A 16,964-nucleotide genomic window follows, 5' to 3' on the forward strand; every position below is an offset into this window, starting at 1 on the left:
TCAATCGTTAGACAATGCTACTTCTTTTTTTTAAAAAGCAGGCAAGTGCAGGACGGTTTATTTACGCAAACGTTTTCGATAGATCATTTTGTACCGGTTTCTGCGCTATAAAAAGAAATAATGACTTTTAAAGTGCTGACGAAAAGAGACAGTTCAGGATATTAAGCACCTGTAAATACTGGGTTACAACGCATGCGTGAAAATAAAATACCATTCAAAAGTAGTATACTCCACCAGCGCTTATACACCACAAAATAACTGTGACTTGCAAATAAAAGCTATCGATTCCCGCGGGCAAACTCGTATCACTTTATTTTATTATCAGGTAGACCTTAGATGGAAAAAGATCATTTTTTATCTAAAAATGTATTTTTTATAAAAACGGTTACAAAACTTATTATTAAGCCCTAATTTTAAACCTTACTAAAAAACGATCGCCTAAATTTGATTTACCCCCTCTTTTTTTATTATTCTTATGCATCATTCGAAATACTATCTGCTACTGCTATTATTGGTGGCGCAATTATTTTTTTCGCCGGCGCAGGCTCAGTCACCTGTTGACGGCAGATCTACACTATGGTACAACCAGCCGGCTTTTAACTGGAATGAAGCGCTGCCTATTGGTAACGGTCCCCTGGCGGCTATGATATTTGGCGATCCGCTAAATGAGAGGGTACAGTTAAATGAAGAAACGATCTGGGCAGGAGAACCGGGCAATAATTTACTACCCGATGTGGCAGCCCCTATTCAGGATATACGCAAGCTTTTGTTTAACGGAGAATATAAGGCAGCTCAAGACCTGTCGAACCAGGCTTTCCCTCGCCAGGCTCCAGCCCACGCGAATTACGGTATGCAATACCAAACGGCCGGCGACCTGCTGATGCAGTTTCCGGACAAAGGGACTGTTACTAATTTTCGCCGTACCCTCGACCTTAAAAATGCGGCTGCAACCGTTACCTATACCAGCAATGGCGTCAATTACAAAAGAGAATATATAGCTTCTTTAAAAGACCGCGTAATCATGGTACACGTAACTGCCGATCGCCCCGGCAGCATTGACTGCAACCTTCAACTAAACAGCCCTTTTAAACAATACAGGAGGTCAGTAAAGAACAGGCAGCTAAGTCTATCAGGTCTGACTTCATCGGTAGACAACAAAACGGGGAAACTCCATTACGAAGTAAGGGCATTGCCCGTTGCTGAAGGAGGTAAGATCAACGCTAATGACAGCGCGCTGTCTATTTCAAAAGCGAATTCCCTGACGGTATTTATTTCCATTAGCACCAACTTCATTAACTATCAAAAACTGGGCAATGACCCGGTATCATTGAACGATCAAAGGCTGAATGCCATTGGCGGCAAAACTTTTGCCAACCTGAAACAACGGCATATTGGTCTTTATAAAAAATACTTTGATCGCGTGCGCCTGGACCTGGGCAGCAACGAAGCAGCCAATCAACCTACGGACGAAAGAATCAAAGCATTTGCGCAAACCAACGATCCGGCACTGGTATCCTTATACTTCCAGTTCGGTCGCTATCTCCTCATCAGCAGCTCCATGCCGGGTAGCCAGCCAGCCAACCTGCAGGGGAAATGGAATCATTTGCTGAGCCCGCCATGGGATAGTAAATACACCGTGAACATCAATACCGAAATGAACTATTGGCCAGCTGAAGTAACTGCTTTGCCTGAGATGCACGAACCTCTTTTCAAAATGCTGGAGGAACTATCTATAACAGGTAAGGAGAGCGCCAGCCAGATGTATGGCGCACGTGGCTGGAACCTGCATCACAATACCGACCTGTGGCGCATTACAGGCCCCGTAGATGGCGGTTTTTATGGTATGTGGCCCATGGGGGGCGCCTGGTTGAGCCAGCATTTGTGGCAGCATTATCTGTTTACCGGCGATAAAAATTTCCTGAAAAAATACTATCCTGTTCTAAAAGGAGCTGCCCTGTTTTATGTAGATGTATTGCAGGAGGAGCCCAAAAATAAATGGCTGGTGGTAGCGCCTTCCATGTCGCCGGAAAATACCTATCAAAGTAGTGTAGGTGTGAGCGCGGGTACCACTATGGACAACCAGCTGGTATTTGATGTGTTCAACAACTTTGTACAATCAGCGAAAATACTGGCCAGCGATCTATCGCTGTCAGATACCGTGAGCAGTATGTTACAACGCCTTCCACCCATGCAGATAGGCCAGCACGGCCAGTTACAGGAGTGGCTCGAAGACTGGGACAGACCTACTGATAAACATCGTCACGTATCGCATCTGTATGGCTTGTATCCGGCTGCGCAGGTATCTCCTTACAGTAACCCCCAATTATTTGAAGCGGCCAGGAACAGCCTGGTGTATAGGGGTGATAAATCCACCGGATGGTCGATGGGATGGAAGGTGAATTTATGGGCGAGGTTGCTGGACGGCAACAGAGCTTATAAACTAATTGCGGATCAGTTATCGCCCGCACCCGTTGAAACAAAGGGGCAGAACGGTGGTACCTATCCAAATCTTTTTGATGCACATCCTCCTTTTCAGATCGATGGCAATTTTGGCTGCACCTCAGGCATCGCTGAAATGTTGTTACAATCGCATGATGGCGCTTTACATATTTTGCCCGCCATGCCTTCTAACTGGAAAGATGGTTCGATACAGGGGTTGATTGCCCGGGGAGGTTTTGTCGTAGACATTAAATGGGCCGATGGAAAAGTCACCTATCTTAAAATACAATCACGTTTAGGCGGCAATTGCAGACTGAGATTGTCCCAGCCGCTTAAAACAGTTCATGCATCCGGCGGGCTCATTCCGGCTTCCGGGAAAAATACGAATCCTTTTTATTTTGTGCCTGAGATCAGGAAGCCTTTGGTATCAGAAAAGGCACCATTAAAGGGCAACACCATTACCGAAACCAACCTGTTTGACATTAAAACGATGAAGGGAAAAACATATGAATTTGTAAGCAGGTAAACTAACATAAAGTAACCGGCCCCGATACACAAACACCGGGCTCATTTGTTAAAACCGGCTGGCATTACAGCCCGGATCACGGTATGCTGTGCATAATTCTTTATCTTCGCAGCAAAGGTGTGATGCCTGTATGAAGTTTGAAGCTGCTACTATAAAGGATATTGCCAAGGCTTTGGGACTGTCTACTTCGACTGTGTCGCGTGCATTGCGGGACAGCCACGAAATTAGCGAGGCTACCAAAAAGAAGATCAGGGATTATGCTGTTGAAATTAATTATCGCCCTAACCCTGTTGCTTTAAGTTTAAAGGAGAAAAGGACATTATCTATTGGCGTGGTAGTATCCGAAATTGCCAATACTTTTTTCAGCCAGGTGATTAACGGTATTGAATCCATTGCCTATAAAAACGGGTATAATGTGATCATCACCCAAAGCAGGGAATCGCTGGAACGGGAACAGATGATCCTGGACTATCTCACATCCCGGTCGATTGATGGTTTGATCATTTCCATTTCATCAGAAACCAATGATTTCACCAGCTTAAAGCAACTCCATGAAAAAAGATTGCCTATTGTCTTTTTTGACCGGGTAGTAGAAGAAATCAATACCCACAAGGTTATTACAGATAATTTACAGGGGGTGTACCAGGCCACGCAGCATCTTATTCAAAATAAATTCAAGCGGATTGCTATTATTGCCAGCAATCCCAACCTGGCAATTACCAGGGAACGCCTTGCGGGCTACCTCCAGGCTTTGGCAGATCATAAAATCACAGTGGACCATTCGCTGATCCGTTATTGTTCGCATGGGGGATCGGATGTGGAAGAAGTGGAAATTGCGGTGAAAGACTTATTAAAACTGAAAAAAAAGCCGGATGCCCTGGTTTTATTGGCAGATAAGATCACTACAGAGACTTTCAGCATTTTGAAAAGAGAAAAGATCAAGGTGCCGGGGGAAATGGGTGTGATCGGGTTTAATAATTCCAAGTATACCTCACTTTTCGCCCCTGCGCTTTCCGTAATCCGGCAGCCGGCATTTGAAATGGGAGAAAAAGCCGCTACTTTATTGCTGAACCTCATTGAAAGCAAGCGTGCCGTGACCGATTTCAAACTGGAAAGCCTGGCCCCGGAGATCATCATCAGGGAGAGTAGCCAAAATAGCCGTTAGATACCCAAATCTTTATTATATTTGCAGCCCTTTCTGCGCCAATGCAGAAAATGGCCCGGTAGTTCAATGGATAGAATAGGAGTTTCCTAAACTCTAGATACAAGTTCGATTCTTGTCCGGGCTACAAAAGGAGTGATCGTCAGGTCATTCCTTTTTTTTGTTTTTGGGCGCTTTCATTCCTATTGATTTGGATATCCGTCAGCGTATCTGGTCAATCACCCCATCGGCACCTGGGAAACCATTGATGACTACACGGGAAAACAGAAATCACATGTACGCATATACAAAACAAAAAGCAATAAGCTGCAGGGAGAAGTAGTGAAAATATTGGATCCCGCCGGGGAAAACGCTGCTTGCACCGCCTGCACCGGCACCAGGAAGACCAGCCGGTAAACGGTATGATCGGTTTATGGGGTTTAAAAAAGATGGAGACGATGGTCAGGCAGACAAATACCGGATCCCGAAAAAGGCAGACAACACAAATACTATATTAAACCGAAGGGAACAAATGAGCTGGAAGTAAGAGGGTATGTAGGCTTTTCGCTAATCGGCAGAACACAGACCTGGCGACGTGTTCAGTAGTTACCCTGTTTGGTTTTAACCATACTTATTAATCTAAATGCAGGATTGGCCCTGTTTATGCTATATTAATATTATTTATTCAGATAAATTTTTACTGTATGATCATTCAAATTAACGCAGACAATAACTTAACCGTAAGTACCGAATACCGGGAGAAAATAGAAGGTTTGGTATTAGCAGAAGTGGATCGTTTTATAGAACATTTAACCCGTATTGAAGTTTATCTTTCCGATCAGAATTCGCATAAAGATAACGGCGCAGATAAACGTTGTAATATCGAAGCAAGATTAAAAGGAAAACAACCTATTGCTGTTTCAGATGATGGCGAAACCTACGATCTTGCCATTAATGGCGCTGCAGGCAAGTTGTCCACTTCACTGGAGACCATCGTAGGAAAAATGAAGACTCATTAAAATCAGGAACTACTACTGAAGTTTAAATAATCAGGTTGGCGTGGGCCAACCTGATTATTTAATATTTATCTCCAACCGCCCCCTAAATCCTTGTATATATTTACCACCGCACCCAGCTGGTTTTTCTTTGTCTCTGCCAGCTCTAACCGGGCTTCCAATACATCACGCTGTGTAGTCAGCACTTCCAAATAATCAGCTCTTGCTGCTTTATACAATGCATTGGATACCTCAACCGATTTATTTAACATCTTTACCTGTTCTTGTTTTTGATCGAATGTTTGCTGCAGGTTGCTGATATTCGACAGCTGATTGGCTACCTCTATATACCCACTCAAAATGGAACGCTCGTAATTATATACCGCCTGCAGCTGTTTTGCATTGGCGGTAAGATACTGCGCTTTGATAGCATTCTTATTAATTAAAGGGCCTGCCAGGTCGCCGACCAGGGAGGTGATCAATGACTCGGGGAATTTAACCAGGTAGCTGGGATTAAAAGCGTTGAACCCGATCATTGCCGATATATCAAAGGATGGATAGAATTGTGCCCTTGCTACTTTTACGTCCAGTTTGGAAGCCGCCAGTTCCAGCTCGGCCTGCCGGATATCAGGGCGGTTCGCCAGCAACTGCGATGGCACGCCCGAACTGACAGCAGCCAATGGCAAATCCATAAAACCAGCTTCCTTCCTGGCTATAGGTTGCGGATATCTTGCCAGCAAAAAGTTGATCCGGTTCTCTGTTTCCTTAATACCCTGTCGTATCTCGAACTCCCTGCTTTGGGTACTTTTTACTTCCGCTTCAAATTTTTGTACCGCCAACTCCGTTGCCCTTGCAGCCTGCTTCTGTACTTTTACAATCTCCAGGGCATTTTTTTGCAAGGCAATATTCTGTTTTACAATATCCAGCTGATAGTCGAGCGATACTAATTCGTAATACGAATTAGCTATTTCTGCTATAAGGTTGGATAGCACAAAATTCTTCCCTTCAATAGTAGACAGGTAACGGCCTACTTCCGCATCTTTCGCATTATGTAATTTATTCCAGATATCTACCTCCCAATTGGCGTTGATACCTACGATAAAATCACCAAGGTAATCAGGCACTTTTTTACCGGGTGTCATTTCGGTAGATGCATCGCCCGCGCCCTGACTGGTATATCGCCCGGCCTTGTCTATACCAATACCCGCCCGATACCCAACACTTGGCAACAATTCTCCTTTTTTGGCCCGAACCTCATTACGCGCTATTTCTATTTCCTGCAACGTAATATTCAGCTCCTGGTTATTTTTTAAGGCGGTATCTATTAAAACCGCCAGGTTAGGATCAGTAAAAAAGTCGCGCCATTTTACTAACCCTGTATTAGATGTATCCTGGCTAACCGCATAAGTTTCCGGCACTTCTTTATTTTCCTGCTTTTGAGCCACCTGTGGAATATGGCAGCCTGCATACATTATGCAGGCGCCAATCATTCCTAATGTAGCAAATATGTTACGAATTTTCATCTTCTTGTATTTTACTAGTGAGTCAGGTCTTCCGATAAGGGATTTTCGTCTTCGATTTTGATCAGCTTTCTTTTGGCGGCAATAGTCCCGAAAATGTAATACAATCCGGGTATAACAATTACCCCGAACACAGTTCCGAAAAGCATACCTCCGGCTGCTGCTGACCCGATAGTCCGGTTACCGATCTTACCCGGACCACTTGCAAACACGAGCGGGATCAACCCGGCAATAAAGGCAAAGGAGGTCATTAAAATAGGGCGGAACCTTACTTTGGCGCCCTGCATGGCCGATTTTAAAACCGTCATACCGGTGCTATGCTGCTGGGCGGCAAATTCTACTATCAGCACCGCATTTTTACCCAACAATCCTATCAGCATTACCATGGATATTTGCGCATAAATATTATTCTCCAACCCAAATAGTTTCAGGAAAAGAAAAGCGCCAAAGATACCGGCCGGCAAAGAAAGGATCACCGAAAGCGGCAAAATGAAACTTTCGTACTGGGCAGAAAGTATGAGATACACAAAACCCAAACATATCAGGAAGATATATATAGCTTCATTGCCCCGGGAAACCTCGTCCTTGGAGATACCCGCCCAGTCAATGCCATAGCCCCTTGGCAATGTTTTTTTAGCCACTTCGTTGATAACGTTGATCGCTTCTCCACTACTATAGCCCGGTGCAGCGGAGCCACTGATCTCTGAAGCATTATACATGTTATGACGCGTGATTTCTGAAAGGCCATATACTTTTTCCATTTTCATAAAAGCCGAGAAAGGAACCATTTCATCGTGGTCATTTTTTACATAGAGCTTCAATATATCATCGGGTAATGCGCGATATTGCGGCAAGGCTTGCACAATCACTTTATACTGCCTGTCGAACTTAATAAAACTGGTTTCATAATTACTTCCTATCAGTGTAGACAAAGTGCTCATGGCATTATCGATCGTCACTCCTTTCTGTTGTGCCAGGTCATTATCTACCCGCAACATATATTGCGGGAAGCTGGCACTATAGAAAGTAAATACCGATGCCAGCTCCTTGCGCTTATTAAGCTCTTTTACAAAATCATGGCTAACCATCTCCATCTTCTTGTAATCACCGCTACCTGCCTTGTCCAGCAAGCGCAATTCAAAACCGCCTGCAGCACCGTAACCCGGCACAGCCGGTGGCTGGAAAAATTCGATAGCCGCACCCGGAATGCTTTTAGCTTTTTCTTCCAACTGCTCAATAATTTCCTGGGCAGATTCCTTCCTGTCCGTCCAGTCTTTCAAATTGATCAAACAGGTACCCGAATTAGCGCCTGTACCTTCTGTCAATATTTCGTACCCCGCGAGGGCCGAAACTGATTTCACACCTTCCACCTCTTCAGCAATGCGTTCCAGCCGCTCGGATATTTCATTAGTCCGTTCCAGTGAAGAGCCAGGTGGCGTTTGTATAATCGCATAGATCATCCCCTGGTCTTCATTGGGTATAAAGCCGGAAGGAACACTTCCACTTAATAACCAGGTACCTGCACAAAAAGCGATCAGCAAGCCAAAAGTGATCATGCGCCTGCCCACTACACGATTGAGCAATCTCATGTAGCGGTTCGATAAAAGATCGAAGCGTTTATTAAAGGCATCAATAAACTGATCTACCCGTGATTTCTTTTTGAGCTTGCCATGATGGTTTTTCAACATAATGGCACATAACGCCGGTGTTAAGGTTAAGGCTACAATACCTGACAGGATAATACCTGTAGCCATAGTAATAGAAAACTGCCGGTAGAAGATGCCTACCGGACCCGACATAAATGCCACAGGTATAAACACAGAAGCCATTAAGAAGGTGATGGCGACGATAGCGCCGCTTATCTCTTTCATCGCCTGCTGTGTAGCTTTTAATGGAGAAATATTGCTTTTCTCCACTTTGGCGTGCACCGCTTCAATTACTACAATGGCATCATCTACCACTACCCCAATAGCCAGCACCAGAGCAAACAAGGTGATGAGGTTTAAAGTGATGCCAAAGAACTGCATAAATACAAATGTTCCTACCAGCGATACCGGTACTGCAATAATCGGAATGAGAGTAGACCGCCAATCTCCCAGGAAAATAAACACCACGATGCCTACCAGGATAAAAGCCTCGACGAGAGTATGAATAACTTTTTCAATGGAAGCATCTAAAAATTTAGACACATCGTAGCTGATCTCATAATCCATGCCTTTGGGAAAATTCTCTTTCAATTCCTTCATCTTTTCCTTTACATCCGCTATTACCTGGCTTGCATTACTGCCATAAGACTGCTTTAATACAATAGCTGCCGAAGGTTTACCATTCAGGTAGGAGTAGAGGTCATACATGGAGCTTCCAAATTCAATATCCGCCACATCTTTTAACCGCAGCAATTCACCATCAGAACTTGCTCTTACGACTATGTTTTCGTAACCATCCTTTGTACTATAGCGGCCCGGGTACTTTAACACATATTCAAACGATTGAGATCTTTTACCGGAACTCTCACCCGTTTTACCCGGAGAAGCTTCCAGGCTCTGCTCGTTTAATGACTTCATAATTTCTTCGGCAGATATTTTATAGGCAAGCATCCTGTCTGGCTTCAGCCAAATACGCATTGCGTATTCACGGTTACCCAATATATCTGCATAACCTACGCCATCTACGCGTTTTAACTCCGACAGCACATTGATATCGGCATAGTTGAACAGGAAATTCTCTCCCATGGAAGTATCCTTTGTATACAGGTTGATATACATCAGCATGTTCGACTCTTCCCGGCTGATCTTTACACCTTCACGTATTACCAGTGGCGGCAGCTTGTTGGTTACAGCGGCAACCCGATTCTGAACGTTTAGGGAAGCCTGGTTAGGATCGGTACCCAGGTTAAATATCACCTGTATTACGGCCTCTCCGTCGTTACCGGCGTCCGACGCTATATATTTCATACCCGGCACACCATTAAGTGCACGCTCCAGCGGAATGACTACTGATTTAATTAAAAGTTCGTTATTAGCCCCTGGATACTCCGCCGTGATATTTACCTTGGGAGGAGATACCGAAGGAAACTGTGTTACCGGCAGATGTGTTAATGCCAGCACCCCCAGGAATACGATAATGAGGGATATGACGATCGATAAAACCGGTCGTTTTATAAATTTACCAAACATAAAATTCTCTTTAAATAATTACTCTGCTTTAAGATGAAGGCCATTCATTACCTGGCGGGGCTGCTCATAACGGTATTCTATTTTCTGGTCTTCTTTTACGGTTTGAACACCTTCCAGCAATATTTTGTCATCTGGAGCAAGACCATTGCTCACGATGTACAGATCGGGTAATTCGGCACCTACATTGATCATGCGGGCTCTTACCATGTGTTTATTATCTACCACAAAAACATATTTCCGGTCCTGCAACTCATAGGTGGCTTTTTGAGGAATGACCACTGCGTTTTTAAGCGGTACGGTCATCCTTACTTTTCCGGTCTCCCCATTTCTGAGCAGTCCGTCAGGGTTGGCAAACCGGGCCCTGAAAGCGATATTACCTGTTTCACTATCGAACTCACTTTCGATGGTTTCTACTTTTCCCGGAACGCCAAAAGCATCACCATTAGCCAGTACAAGGTCAACATTTTGTTGTGCATTTTTCTGCAGGTTCTTCCGGTAATTCAGGTACTCGGGCTCGCCTACATTGAAATAAGCAAATACCTGGCTGTTATCAGATAAGCTGGTGAGTAAGGCTCCCTCGTCGATCAAACTTCCCTGCTTCAAAGGGATACGATCTATTATACCGCTGAAGGGTGCGCGTATTTCTGTAAATGATAAATGAGCCTGGGCCAGCCTGGTTTCAGCACGGGCCTGCTCCAGCTTGGCCTGGGCCAGCGCCTGCTCGCTTTTGGAAACAATATTCTGATTGGCCAGTGTTTTAGCATTCTGCAGCTCGATGGTGGCCGCACTGGCTTCCGCCCTGGCCTTCATCAACTCAGCTTCATACACCTGTGGCATAATCTTAAATAATAGTTGTCCGGCCTTCACATATTGTCCTTCATCTACGTATATCTTTTGCAGGAAGCCCCTGCTCTGTGCTCTTACTTCAATATTGCGTACCGAACGTATCTGTGAAACATAATCTTTATTAAGAGCGGTATCTATTTGTAAAGGGTTGGTAACAATGTATTGAATATCTGCCGTCTTTTCTTCGGCATGTGATTTACAGCTTGTTTGGTATATCAATGCGCATAACGCATAAATGATTACTATCCGTTTCATTTTTTGGAAATTATGGGTAAAGCAGGATTAAAGATCTATGCCCTTTGCTTTACAACAGGAAAGAATTATTGAACGATTGAATTTTCAATTGCAGGAGGATACAGCAGTTGTTCATGTATGATTACATGAATAATCGACCCTGGCCATAGCGGCAGGTTTAATATGAGTTGCAACTACTGCTGATAAAAGAAAAAAAGGTATCAGATCCGGAAAACACAGAGTTGTGCATGGTCGAAAGCCTGCACAGGGAAGTTTTCTGCCAGATACCACCCGCCGGGAAGAGGGTCATTTCCGGGCAATAAATAGGCTGAAAGAAAATATGCAAGAATATTTTGTATTGGCCTGCGGGCAGGGCCAGACACTGGAATATCGTCTTCTTCGTCGGCAGTATAAATTAGTTTTTCGCGTAATTCCTGGTCAATAGCATTACTGAAATGAGCGACTCTTTTTTCTGCCAGCTGTGCTAATTGATAAATTTGGGACCCGCTGTTCCGGGTATTATCGGCCAGGTTGCGGCTTTTGGCAAAAGCAGATGCTCCTGTACCGAACAGAAGCATAAAAAAAGAAACATAAAAAATTGCCCACCGCATGATTCCAATAATTGCTAAACAAAAGTAGCTAAAGATGCAAAGGCCCTTCACCAACTTTATAGCAAAAAAAGGTTAAATTTTAAATATTACAAAACCGATTCTCATTATTCAGGATTTATTAATAGTTTGCATAAACACTACACCCAGCCTTTCACTACGTTTTTCGGGGCTGAATTTTATATTTCAGCCCGTTAAGAAAAAACGCTGTATCTAAACAAAAAATTCCTTTACCTTAAAAACATTCATCTTATGTCCTCTGACACTCAAAAAGTAAGTCCCGAAGAACTGGAAAAAATTGACGCCTACTGGCGCGCTGCCAACTATCTTTCGGTGGGCCAGATCTACCTGAGAGATAACCCCCTGCTGCGGGATCCACTCAAACTCGAACATGTAAAACAGGTATTATTGGGACATTGGGGAACTACTCCCGGGCAAAATTTTATCTATGCCCACCTCAACCGTATCATCAACCAGTACGACCTGGACATGATCTACATCTCCGGGCCGGGCCATGGCGGTCCAGCGCTGGTTGGAAATACTTATCTTGAGGGCACTTACAGTGAGATCTATCCCGAAATTACACTGGATGCCGAAGGACTTAAAAGACTTTTCAAACAATTCTCGTTCCCCGGTGGCATACCCAGCCACGTATCGCCCGAATGCCCGGGCTCCATGCATGAGGGAGGCGAATTGGGTTATTCGCTAAGCCACGCTTTTGGCGCTGCATTTGACAACCCCGATTTAATGGTGGCTTGCATAATAGGGGATGGTGAGGCTGAAACAGGTCCGCTTGCTACGGCATGGCATTCCAATAAATTTTTGCATCCCGCAAAAGATGGCGTGGTTTTGCCTATCCTTCATTTAAACGGCTATAAAATTGCCAATCCCACCATTTTTGCGAGGATAGGAAAAGAAGAAATGGATAACCTGATGAAAGGTTATGGCTGGAAACCATTTTGGGTGGATGGCGAAGACCCTGCATATATGCACCAGCGCATGGCAACCGTGCTGGATGAAGTGATCGCTGAAATTAAAACCATCAAAGAAGCCGCCGTTAATAATGAACAGTTCGGTCGTCCCACCTGGCCCATGATCATTCTTAAATCACCCAAAGGCTGGACGGGGCCTAAAGAAGTGGACGGGCTAAAAGTAGAAGGCAGCTTCAGGGCGCACCAGGTACCGCTTTCAGATCCTGCTCATAATCCTGAACATCTGGCACAGCTGGAGAAATGGCTGCAGAGCTATAAACCGGAAGAGCTGTTTGATGAAAAAGGGAAACTGCTTGCCGAATGGCAGGAGCTTGCTCCTAAAGGCGACAGGCGGATGGGCGCCAACCCGCATACCAATGGCGGTGCATTAATGCGGGACCTGCGTATGCCTGACTTCAGAACCTATGCCTTGGATATAAATATGCGCAGCATGCCGGGCCCGGGAGATACAAAAGTATTAGGAGGTTTTATAAGAGATATCATTAAGCTGAACATGCATAATTTCAGGGTATTCGGTCCTGATGAAACATTATCTAACCGGCTGAATAAAGTATTCGAAGCAACAGGGAGGCAATGGATAGCTGATACTTTTGAAGAGGATGAGTTTCTGAAGAAGGAAGGCCGCGTATTAGAAGTTTTAAGCGAGCACCAGTGCGAAGGATGGCTGGAAGGCTATGTACTTACGGGAAGGCATGGACTGTTTAATTGTTACGAAGCATTTATACACATTATTGACAGCATGTTTAACCAGCATGCCAAATGGTTAAAGATGACTTCTGAAATCAGCTGGAGAAAAAAGCTACCGTCACTCAACATTCTTTTAGCCTCGCATGTATGGAGGCAGGATCATAATGGTTTTACTCACCAGGATCCGGGCTTTATCGATCATGTGGTTAATAAAAAAGCTTCTGTAGTAAGAGTATACCTGCCACCCGATGCCAACTGCCTATTATCAACAATGGATCATTGCCTGAAGAGCAGGCACTATGTAAACGTGGTTATTGCGGGGAAACATACATCGCCGCAATGGCTAAATATGAACGAGGCCATTACACATTGCACCAAGGGTATTGGCATATGGCCATGGGCCAGTAATGACGAAGGCATAGAGCCGGATGTAGTCATGGCCTGTGCCGGCGATGTACCCACTTTGGAAACCCTTGCCGCGGTATCTATCCTGAGAAACAAATTACCGGATCTGAAAATACGCGTGATCAACATAGTAGACCTGATGCGCCTGCAGCCTGCATCTGAACACCCGCATGGATTAAGTGATATTGACTTCGATGTACTCTTCACTAAAAACAAGCCGGTTATCTTCGCCTTTCACGGTTATCCCTGGCTCATACACAGGCTTACTTACAGGCGCACCAATCATCATAATATACATGTAAGAGGATATAAGGAAGAAGGTACTATCACCACTCCTTTTGATATGACCGTGCTGAATCAAATGGATCGTTTCAGCCTGGTACAGGATGTGTTGAACCGGTTACCACAACTGGGAGAAAGAACCGCCTATATAAAAGAAGATATGAAAAATAAACATATCGAACATAAAAACTACATCAGAAAACATGGTATAGATATGGAGGAAGTACGCAACTGGAAATGGGAACTTTCTTAATTAAAAAGAAGCGACATCTAAATAATCAAATCCCGCCGAAAAATCAGCGGGATTTTTTGGATCCTCAACCGTGCCCTTACCAGGCTGGGATCCAGGTGAAGGTATATAACAGCCATTCTTAAAAGCTAACCTTTGTCAGCTACTGCAATGACATAAATCAATCCGGATCAACACTCCCGTCAGCCTATTCTTTTTCACTTTGTTACAGCTTTGTTAACACAAAACAGAAAAACAATGCAAATGAAAAAGATAAAATTAGCAGCACTGTTTCTATTAGGTTTAGGTATAAATGTCTTTGCACAGGACAGTTACAAACTGGTAGAAAGCAAAACCAAAAACATGGTAACCGGCACCTCTACACTGCACGACTGGCGATGCATAGCAGAAAAACAATCCGGTACTGCTGTCATCAAAACCGGTGATGTTCTTGAAATAAAATCATTAACAGCCCGTATAGCAGCCAGGTCTTTGAAGAGTATAAAAGAGAATGGCAAATACTATGACGATGCCATGGATAAGAATGCCTATAAAGCATTGGAAGCTGATAAACATCCCGAGATCGTTTATATATTAACGGGGGTATCCAATATTAAAACGACGGGCGCTACTTCTACCTTTTCTGCTACAGGCACCTTAACCATAGCCGGCAAAACGAACAAGGTAACCTTCCCGGTGAAAGCGGTAGTGAATGGTAATAATATAACATTTACAGCCACTGTCAAATTTAAATTGACTGCTTTCGGCATTACCCCTCCCAAAGCGCTGATGGGTACTATCAAGACAGGTGATGATGTAGCCGTAGTGTTGAACTCAACCTTTGCCAAATAACCTCAAACCAATTCTTCATCATTAAAAAAAAGTTTATGAAACGCTTATCATTAGCGATAGCCCTGATCGGATGCGTTACCCTGGTACATGCACAAGACGATAAATCTATCATATCCAAACTGCACCCGGACGTACAGTTTACCAGGCCCGGAGACAAAACAGGTTTAAATATGTTTGAAACAGGTAAGGAAGAAATTATTCCTTACGATGGCCTGAAAGTAAGATTTGGAGCGGGTTTTTCCCAACAATTCCAGAGCCTTACGCATAGCAACTCCGGTGCCGTTGCACTTTATCCGAGATTAGCACCCGGATTTGGGATAGCGCAGGCCAACCTTACTATGGATGTGCAGTTGTATGACGGTATTAAATTAAATCTTACCAGTTACCTGGCGGCAAGACACCATAACGAAACATGGGTAAAAGGCGGTTACATTCAATTTGACAAGCTTCCCTTTAAAGGCGCAGGCTGGGACAAACTGATGCAGTACGCAACCATTAAAGTGGGGCACATGGAAATAAACTATGGCGACCAGCACTTCCGCCGCTCAGACGGTGGTAATACCATTCACAACCCGTTTATGGAGAACTACATCATGGATGCCTTTGCTACAGAAATCGGCGGAGAATTCTATCTTCAAAAAGATGGCGTCCTGGGAATGGTTGGTATATCTAACGGCCTTATTAATGGCACCCAGCAGTCTCCGATATTGGCCGCAGGTACCGATACCACAGGTTACCACCGTAACCCCTCTTTCTATGCCAAAGGCGCAATAGATAAGAAACTGGGAGACCTGAGAGTGAGAGGAGCAGCATCTGTATACTATAACAACAGCTCCGGCCGCAGCACTTTATATGCAGGCGACCGCACGGGTAGCAACTACTTCTTTGTAATGGAAGGCGCTACCGCTACATCTAAAGACAACTTCACTTCCGGACGTTTCGACCCCGCGCTTACGAACCAGATCCTGGCCTTTCAATTAAATGGTTTTATAAAAGCCAAAGGTCTTGAGCTGTTTGGCACCTACGAAAATGCCAAAGGCCGCAGCATTAATGAGAAAGTGGCCAACTTCGATAAACGCAGTGTAAACCAGTTCGCCGCAGATATCATTTACAGGATCGGGGCCAAAGAAAAAGTATTCATCGGAGGTCGCTACAATACAGTAAGGGGACAATTATTAGCCAGCAATAAGGATAAACAAAGCATTAACAGAATGGCAATTGGAGGCGGATGGTTCCTCACCAATAACATCTTAATGAAAGGGGAATATGTAGATCAAAAATATAACGATTTCCCGGCTGCAAACCGGATGGCAGATGGAAGGTTTAAGGGTTTTGTAATGCAGGCGGTAGTTGGTTTCTAACAAAGCAGGAGGGGGGAGCTACCTGTTGTAGCTCCGCTCTCTTCACAAAACACGACATCATGTTACTGGCAAAATATATATGGTTCGGTTTCTTTTATTGGCTGATGCCCGTTCTGCCTGCTCAAACCTATCAAACCACCTTAGTGGAGGGCAGTTCCTTCACCCTGAAGGGTTCTTCCAATATCAATAAATTTGAACTGGTTTATACAGGAGACCTGGGAAAGACGAATAAAGTACAGGTAGAAAGAGAAGATAGTAAGATGAATATGAAATCCGGATCCGGGGTCAATTTAAAAGTTGGGGACTTTAAAAGTTCCAATGCCTACATCACTAAAGATTTCAGAAAAATGCTTCGGGCTGACACCTACCCTAACCTGGTGATTGAACCCGTAAGTGTGTGGAAACCGAAAGCACAGGCAACAATAGTGTGCGTATTGGTTAACTTAACAATAGCAGGCTGTACACGCCAGGAAACAATCAGCCTGGATCTCACAAAGCAGGATGCTACAGCATTACAGTGTAAAGGCAGTCATAAAATATCACTTAAAAGATATGCCCTTGCAGCGCCGAAAAAAGCCCTGGGAGCGGTACAGGTACATGATGAAGTAGCTATTGATATGTTGCTCAAACTGCAGTACCGAAAAATAAAATAACCCTAACACGGCTCATTA

Annotated in this window: 11 protein-coding genes, 1 tRNA gene and 1 pseudogene; 9 read left to right on the top strand and 4 right to left on the bottom strand. The window is 44.2% G+C overall.

Annotated elements, in window-relative coordinates; translation table 11 throughout:
- Nucleotides 1-475: 475 nt before the first annotated feature.
- From U0035_RS12060 to U0035_RS12075, 5 genes and pseudogenes are all read left to right on the top strand, one after another.
- Complete coding sequence (locus tag U0035_RS12060) at nucleotides 476-2,965, top strand: glycoside hydrolase family 95 protein (RefSeq protein ID WP_114790039.1); 2,490 nt, start codon at nucleotides 476-478, stop codon at nucleotides 2,963-2,965.
- Nucleotides 2,966-3,095: 130 nt separating this feature from the next.
- On the top strand, nucleotides 3,096-4,130 hold the full coding sequence (locus U0035_RS12065) for a LacI family DNA-binding transcriptional regulator (protein ID WP_114790473.1): 1,035 nt from the start codon (nucleotides 3,096-3,098) through the stop codon (nucleotides 4,128-4,130).
- 52 nt (nucleotides 4,131-4,182) lie between these two features.
- Nucleotides 4,183-4,254, top strand: a tRNA-Arg gene (locus tag U0035_RS12070).
- 320 nt (nucleotides 4,255-4,574) lie between these two features.
- Nucleotides 4,575-4,712 (top strand): annotated as a pseudogene (locus tag U0035_RS22960) (DUF2147 domain-containing protein); the annotation flags it as partial.
- A gap of 98 nt (nucleotides 4,713-4,810) precedes the next feature.
- The gene (locus U0035_RS12075; protein ID WP_114790040.1) at nucleotides 4,811-5,125 is read left to right on the top strand and encodes an HPF/RaiA family ribosome-associated protein; all 315 of its coding nucleotides are present in this window, start codon (nucleotides 4,811-4,813) and stop codon (nucleotides 5,123-5,125) included.
- 65 nt (nucleotides 5,126-5,190) lie between these two features.
- On the opposite strand, the gene U0035_RS12080 is transcribed toward U0035_RS12075, so the two are convergent.
- The 4 genes from U0035_RS12080 to U0035_RS12095 all read right to left on the bottom strand — a co-directional run bounded on the left by U0035_RS12080 (nucleotide 5,191) and on the right by U0035_RS12095 (nucleotide 11,488).
- Nucleotides 5,191-6,624 carry a TolC family protein gene (locus tag U0035_RS12080; RefSeq protein ID WP_114790041.1) on the bottom strand — a complete coding sequence of 478 codons (1,434 nt, stop codon included), beginning with the start codon at nucleotides 6,622-6,624 and terminating at the stop codon, nucleotides 5,191-5,193.
- Between the two features lie 14 nt (nucleotides 6,625-6,638).
- Nucleotides 6,639-9,797 carry an efflux RND transporter permease subunit gene (locus U0035_RS12085; protein ID WP_114790042.1) on the bottom strand — a complete coding sequence of 1,053 codons (3,159 nt, stop codon included), beginning with the start codon at nucleotides 9,795-9,797 and terminating at the stop codon, nucleotides 6,639-6,641.
- An 18-nt stretch (nucleotides 9,798-9,815) separates the two neighbouring features.
- Entirely contained in the window at nucleotides 9,816-10,898 is a 1,083-nt protein-coding gene (locus U0035_RS12090) for an efflux RND transporter periplasmic adaptor subunit (RefSeq protein WP_114790043.1), read from the bottom strand.
- A 200-nt stretch (nucleotides 10,899-11,098) separates the two neighbouring features.
- Nucleotides 11,099-11,488: a hypothetical protein gene (locus tag U0035_RS12095; RefSeq protein WP_114790044.1), complete on the bottom strand. Its 390-nt coding sequence runs from the start codon at nucleotides 11,486-11,488 to the stop codon at nucleotides 11,099-11,101.
- Nucleotides 11,489-11,737: 249 nt separating this feature from the next.
- On the opposite strand from U0035_RS12095, the gene U0035_RS12100 reads away from it, so the two are divergent.
- The 4 genes from U0035_RS12100 to U0035_RS12115 all read left to right on the top strand — a co-directional run bounded on the left by U0035_RS12100 (nucleotide 11,738) and on the right by U0035_RS12115 (nucleotide 16,946).
- Nucleotides 11,738-14,104 (top strand): phosphoketolase family protein, encoded by a 2,367-nt coding sequence (locus tag U0035_RS12100; protein ID WP_114790045.1) that lies wholly within the window; start codon nucleotides 11,738-11,740, stop codon nucleotides 14,102-14,104.
- A 240-nt stretch (nucleotides 14,105-14,344) separates the two neighbouring features.
- The gene (locus tag U0035_RS12105; RefSeq protein ID WP_162817790.1) at nucleotides 14,345-14,932 is read left to right on the top strand and encodes a YceI family protein; all 588 of its coding nucleotides are present in this window, start codon (nucleotides 14,345-14,347) and stop codon (nucleotides 14,930-14,932) included.
- Between the two features lie 35 nt (nucleotides 14,933-14,967).
- Nucleotides 14,968-16,293 (top strand): hypothetical protein, encoded by a 1,326-nt coding sequence (locus tag U0035_RS12110; protein ID WP_114790047.1) that lies wholly within the window; start codon nucleotides 14,968-14,970, stop codon nucleotides 16,291-16,293.
- A 59-nt stretch (nucleotides 16,294-16,352) separates the two neighbouring features.
- The gene (locus tag U0035_RS12115; protein ID WP_114790048.1) at nucleotides 16,353-16,946 is read left to right on the top strand and encodes a YceI family protein; all 594 of its coding nucleotides are present in this window, start codon (nucleotides 16,353-16,355) and stop codon (nucleotides 16,944-16,946) included.
- Nucleotides 16,947-16,964 lie beyond the last annotated feature (18 nt).

The sequence above is a fragment of the Niabella yanshanensis genome (assembly GCF_034424215.1).
Classification (GTDB): Bacteria; Bacteroidota; Bacteroidia; order Chitinophagales; family Chitinophagaceae; genus Niabella; species Niabella yanshanensis.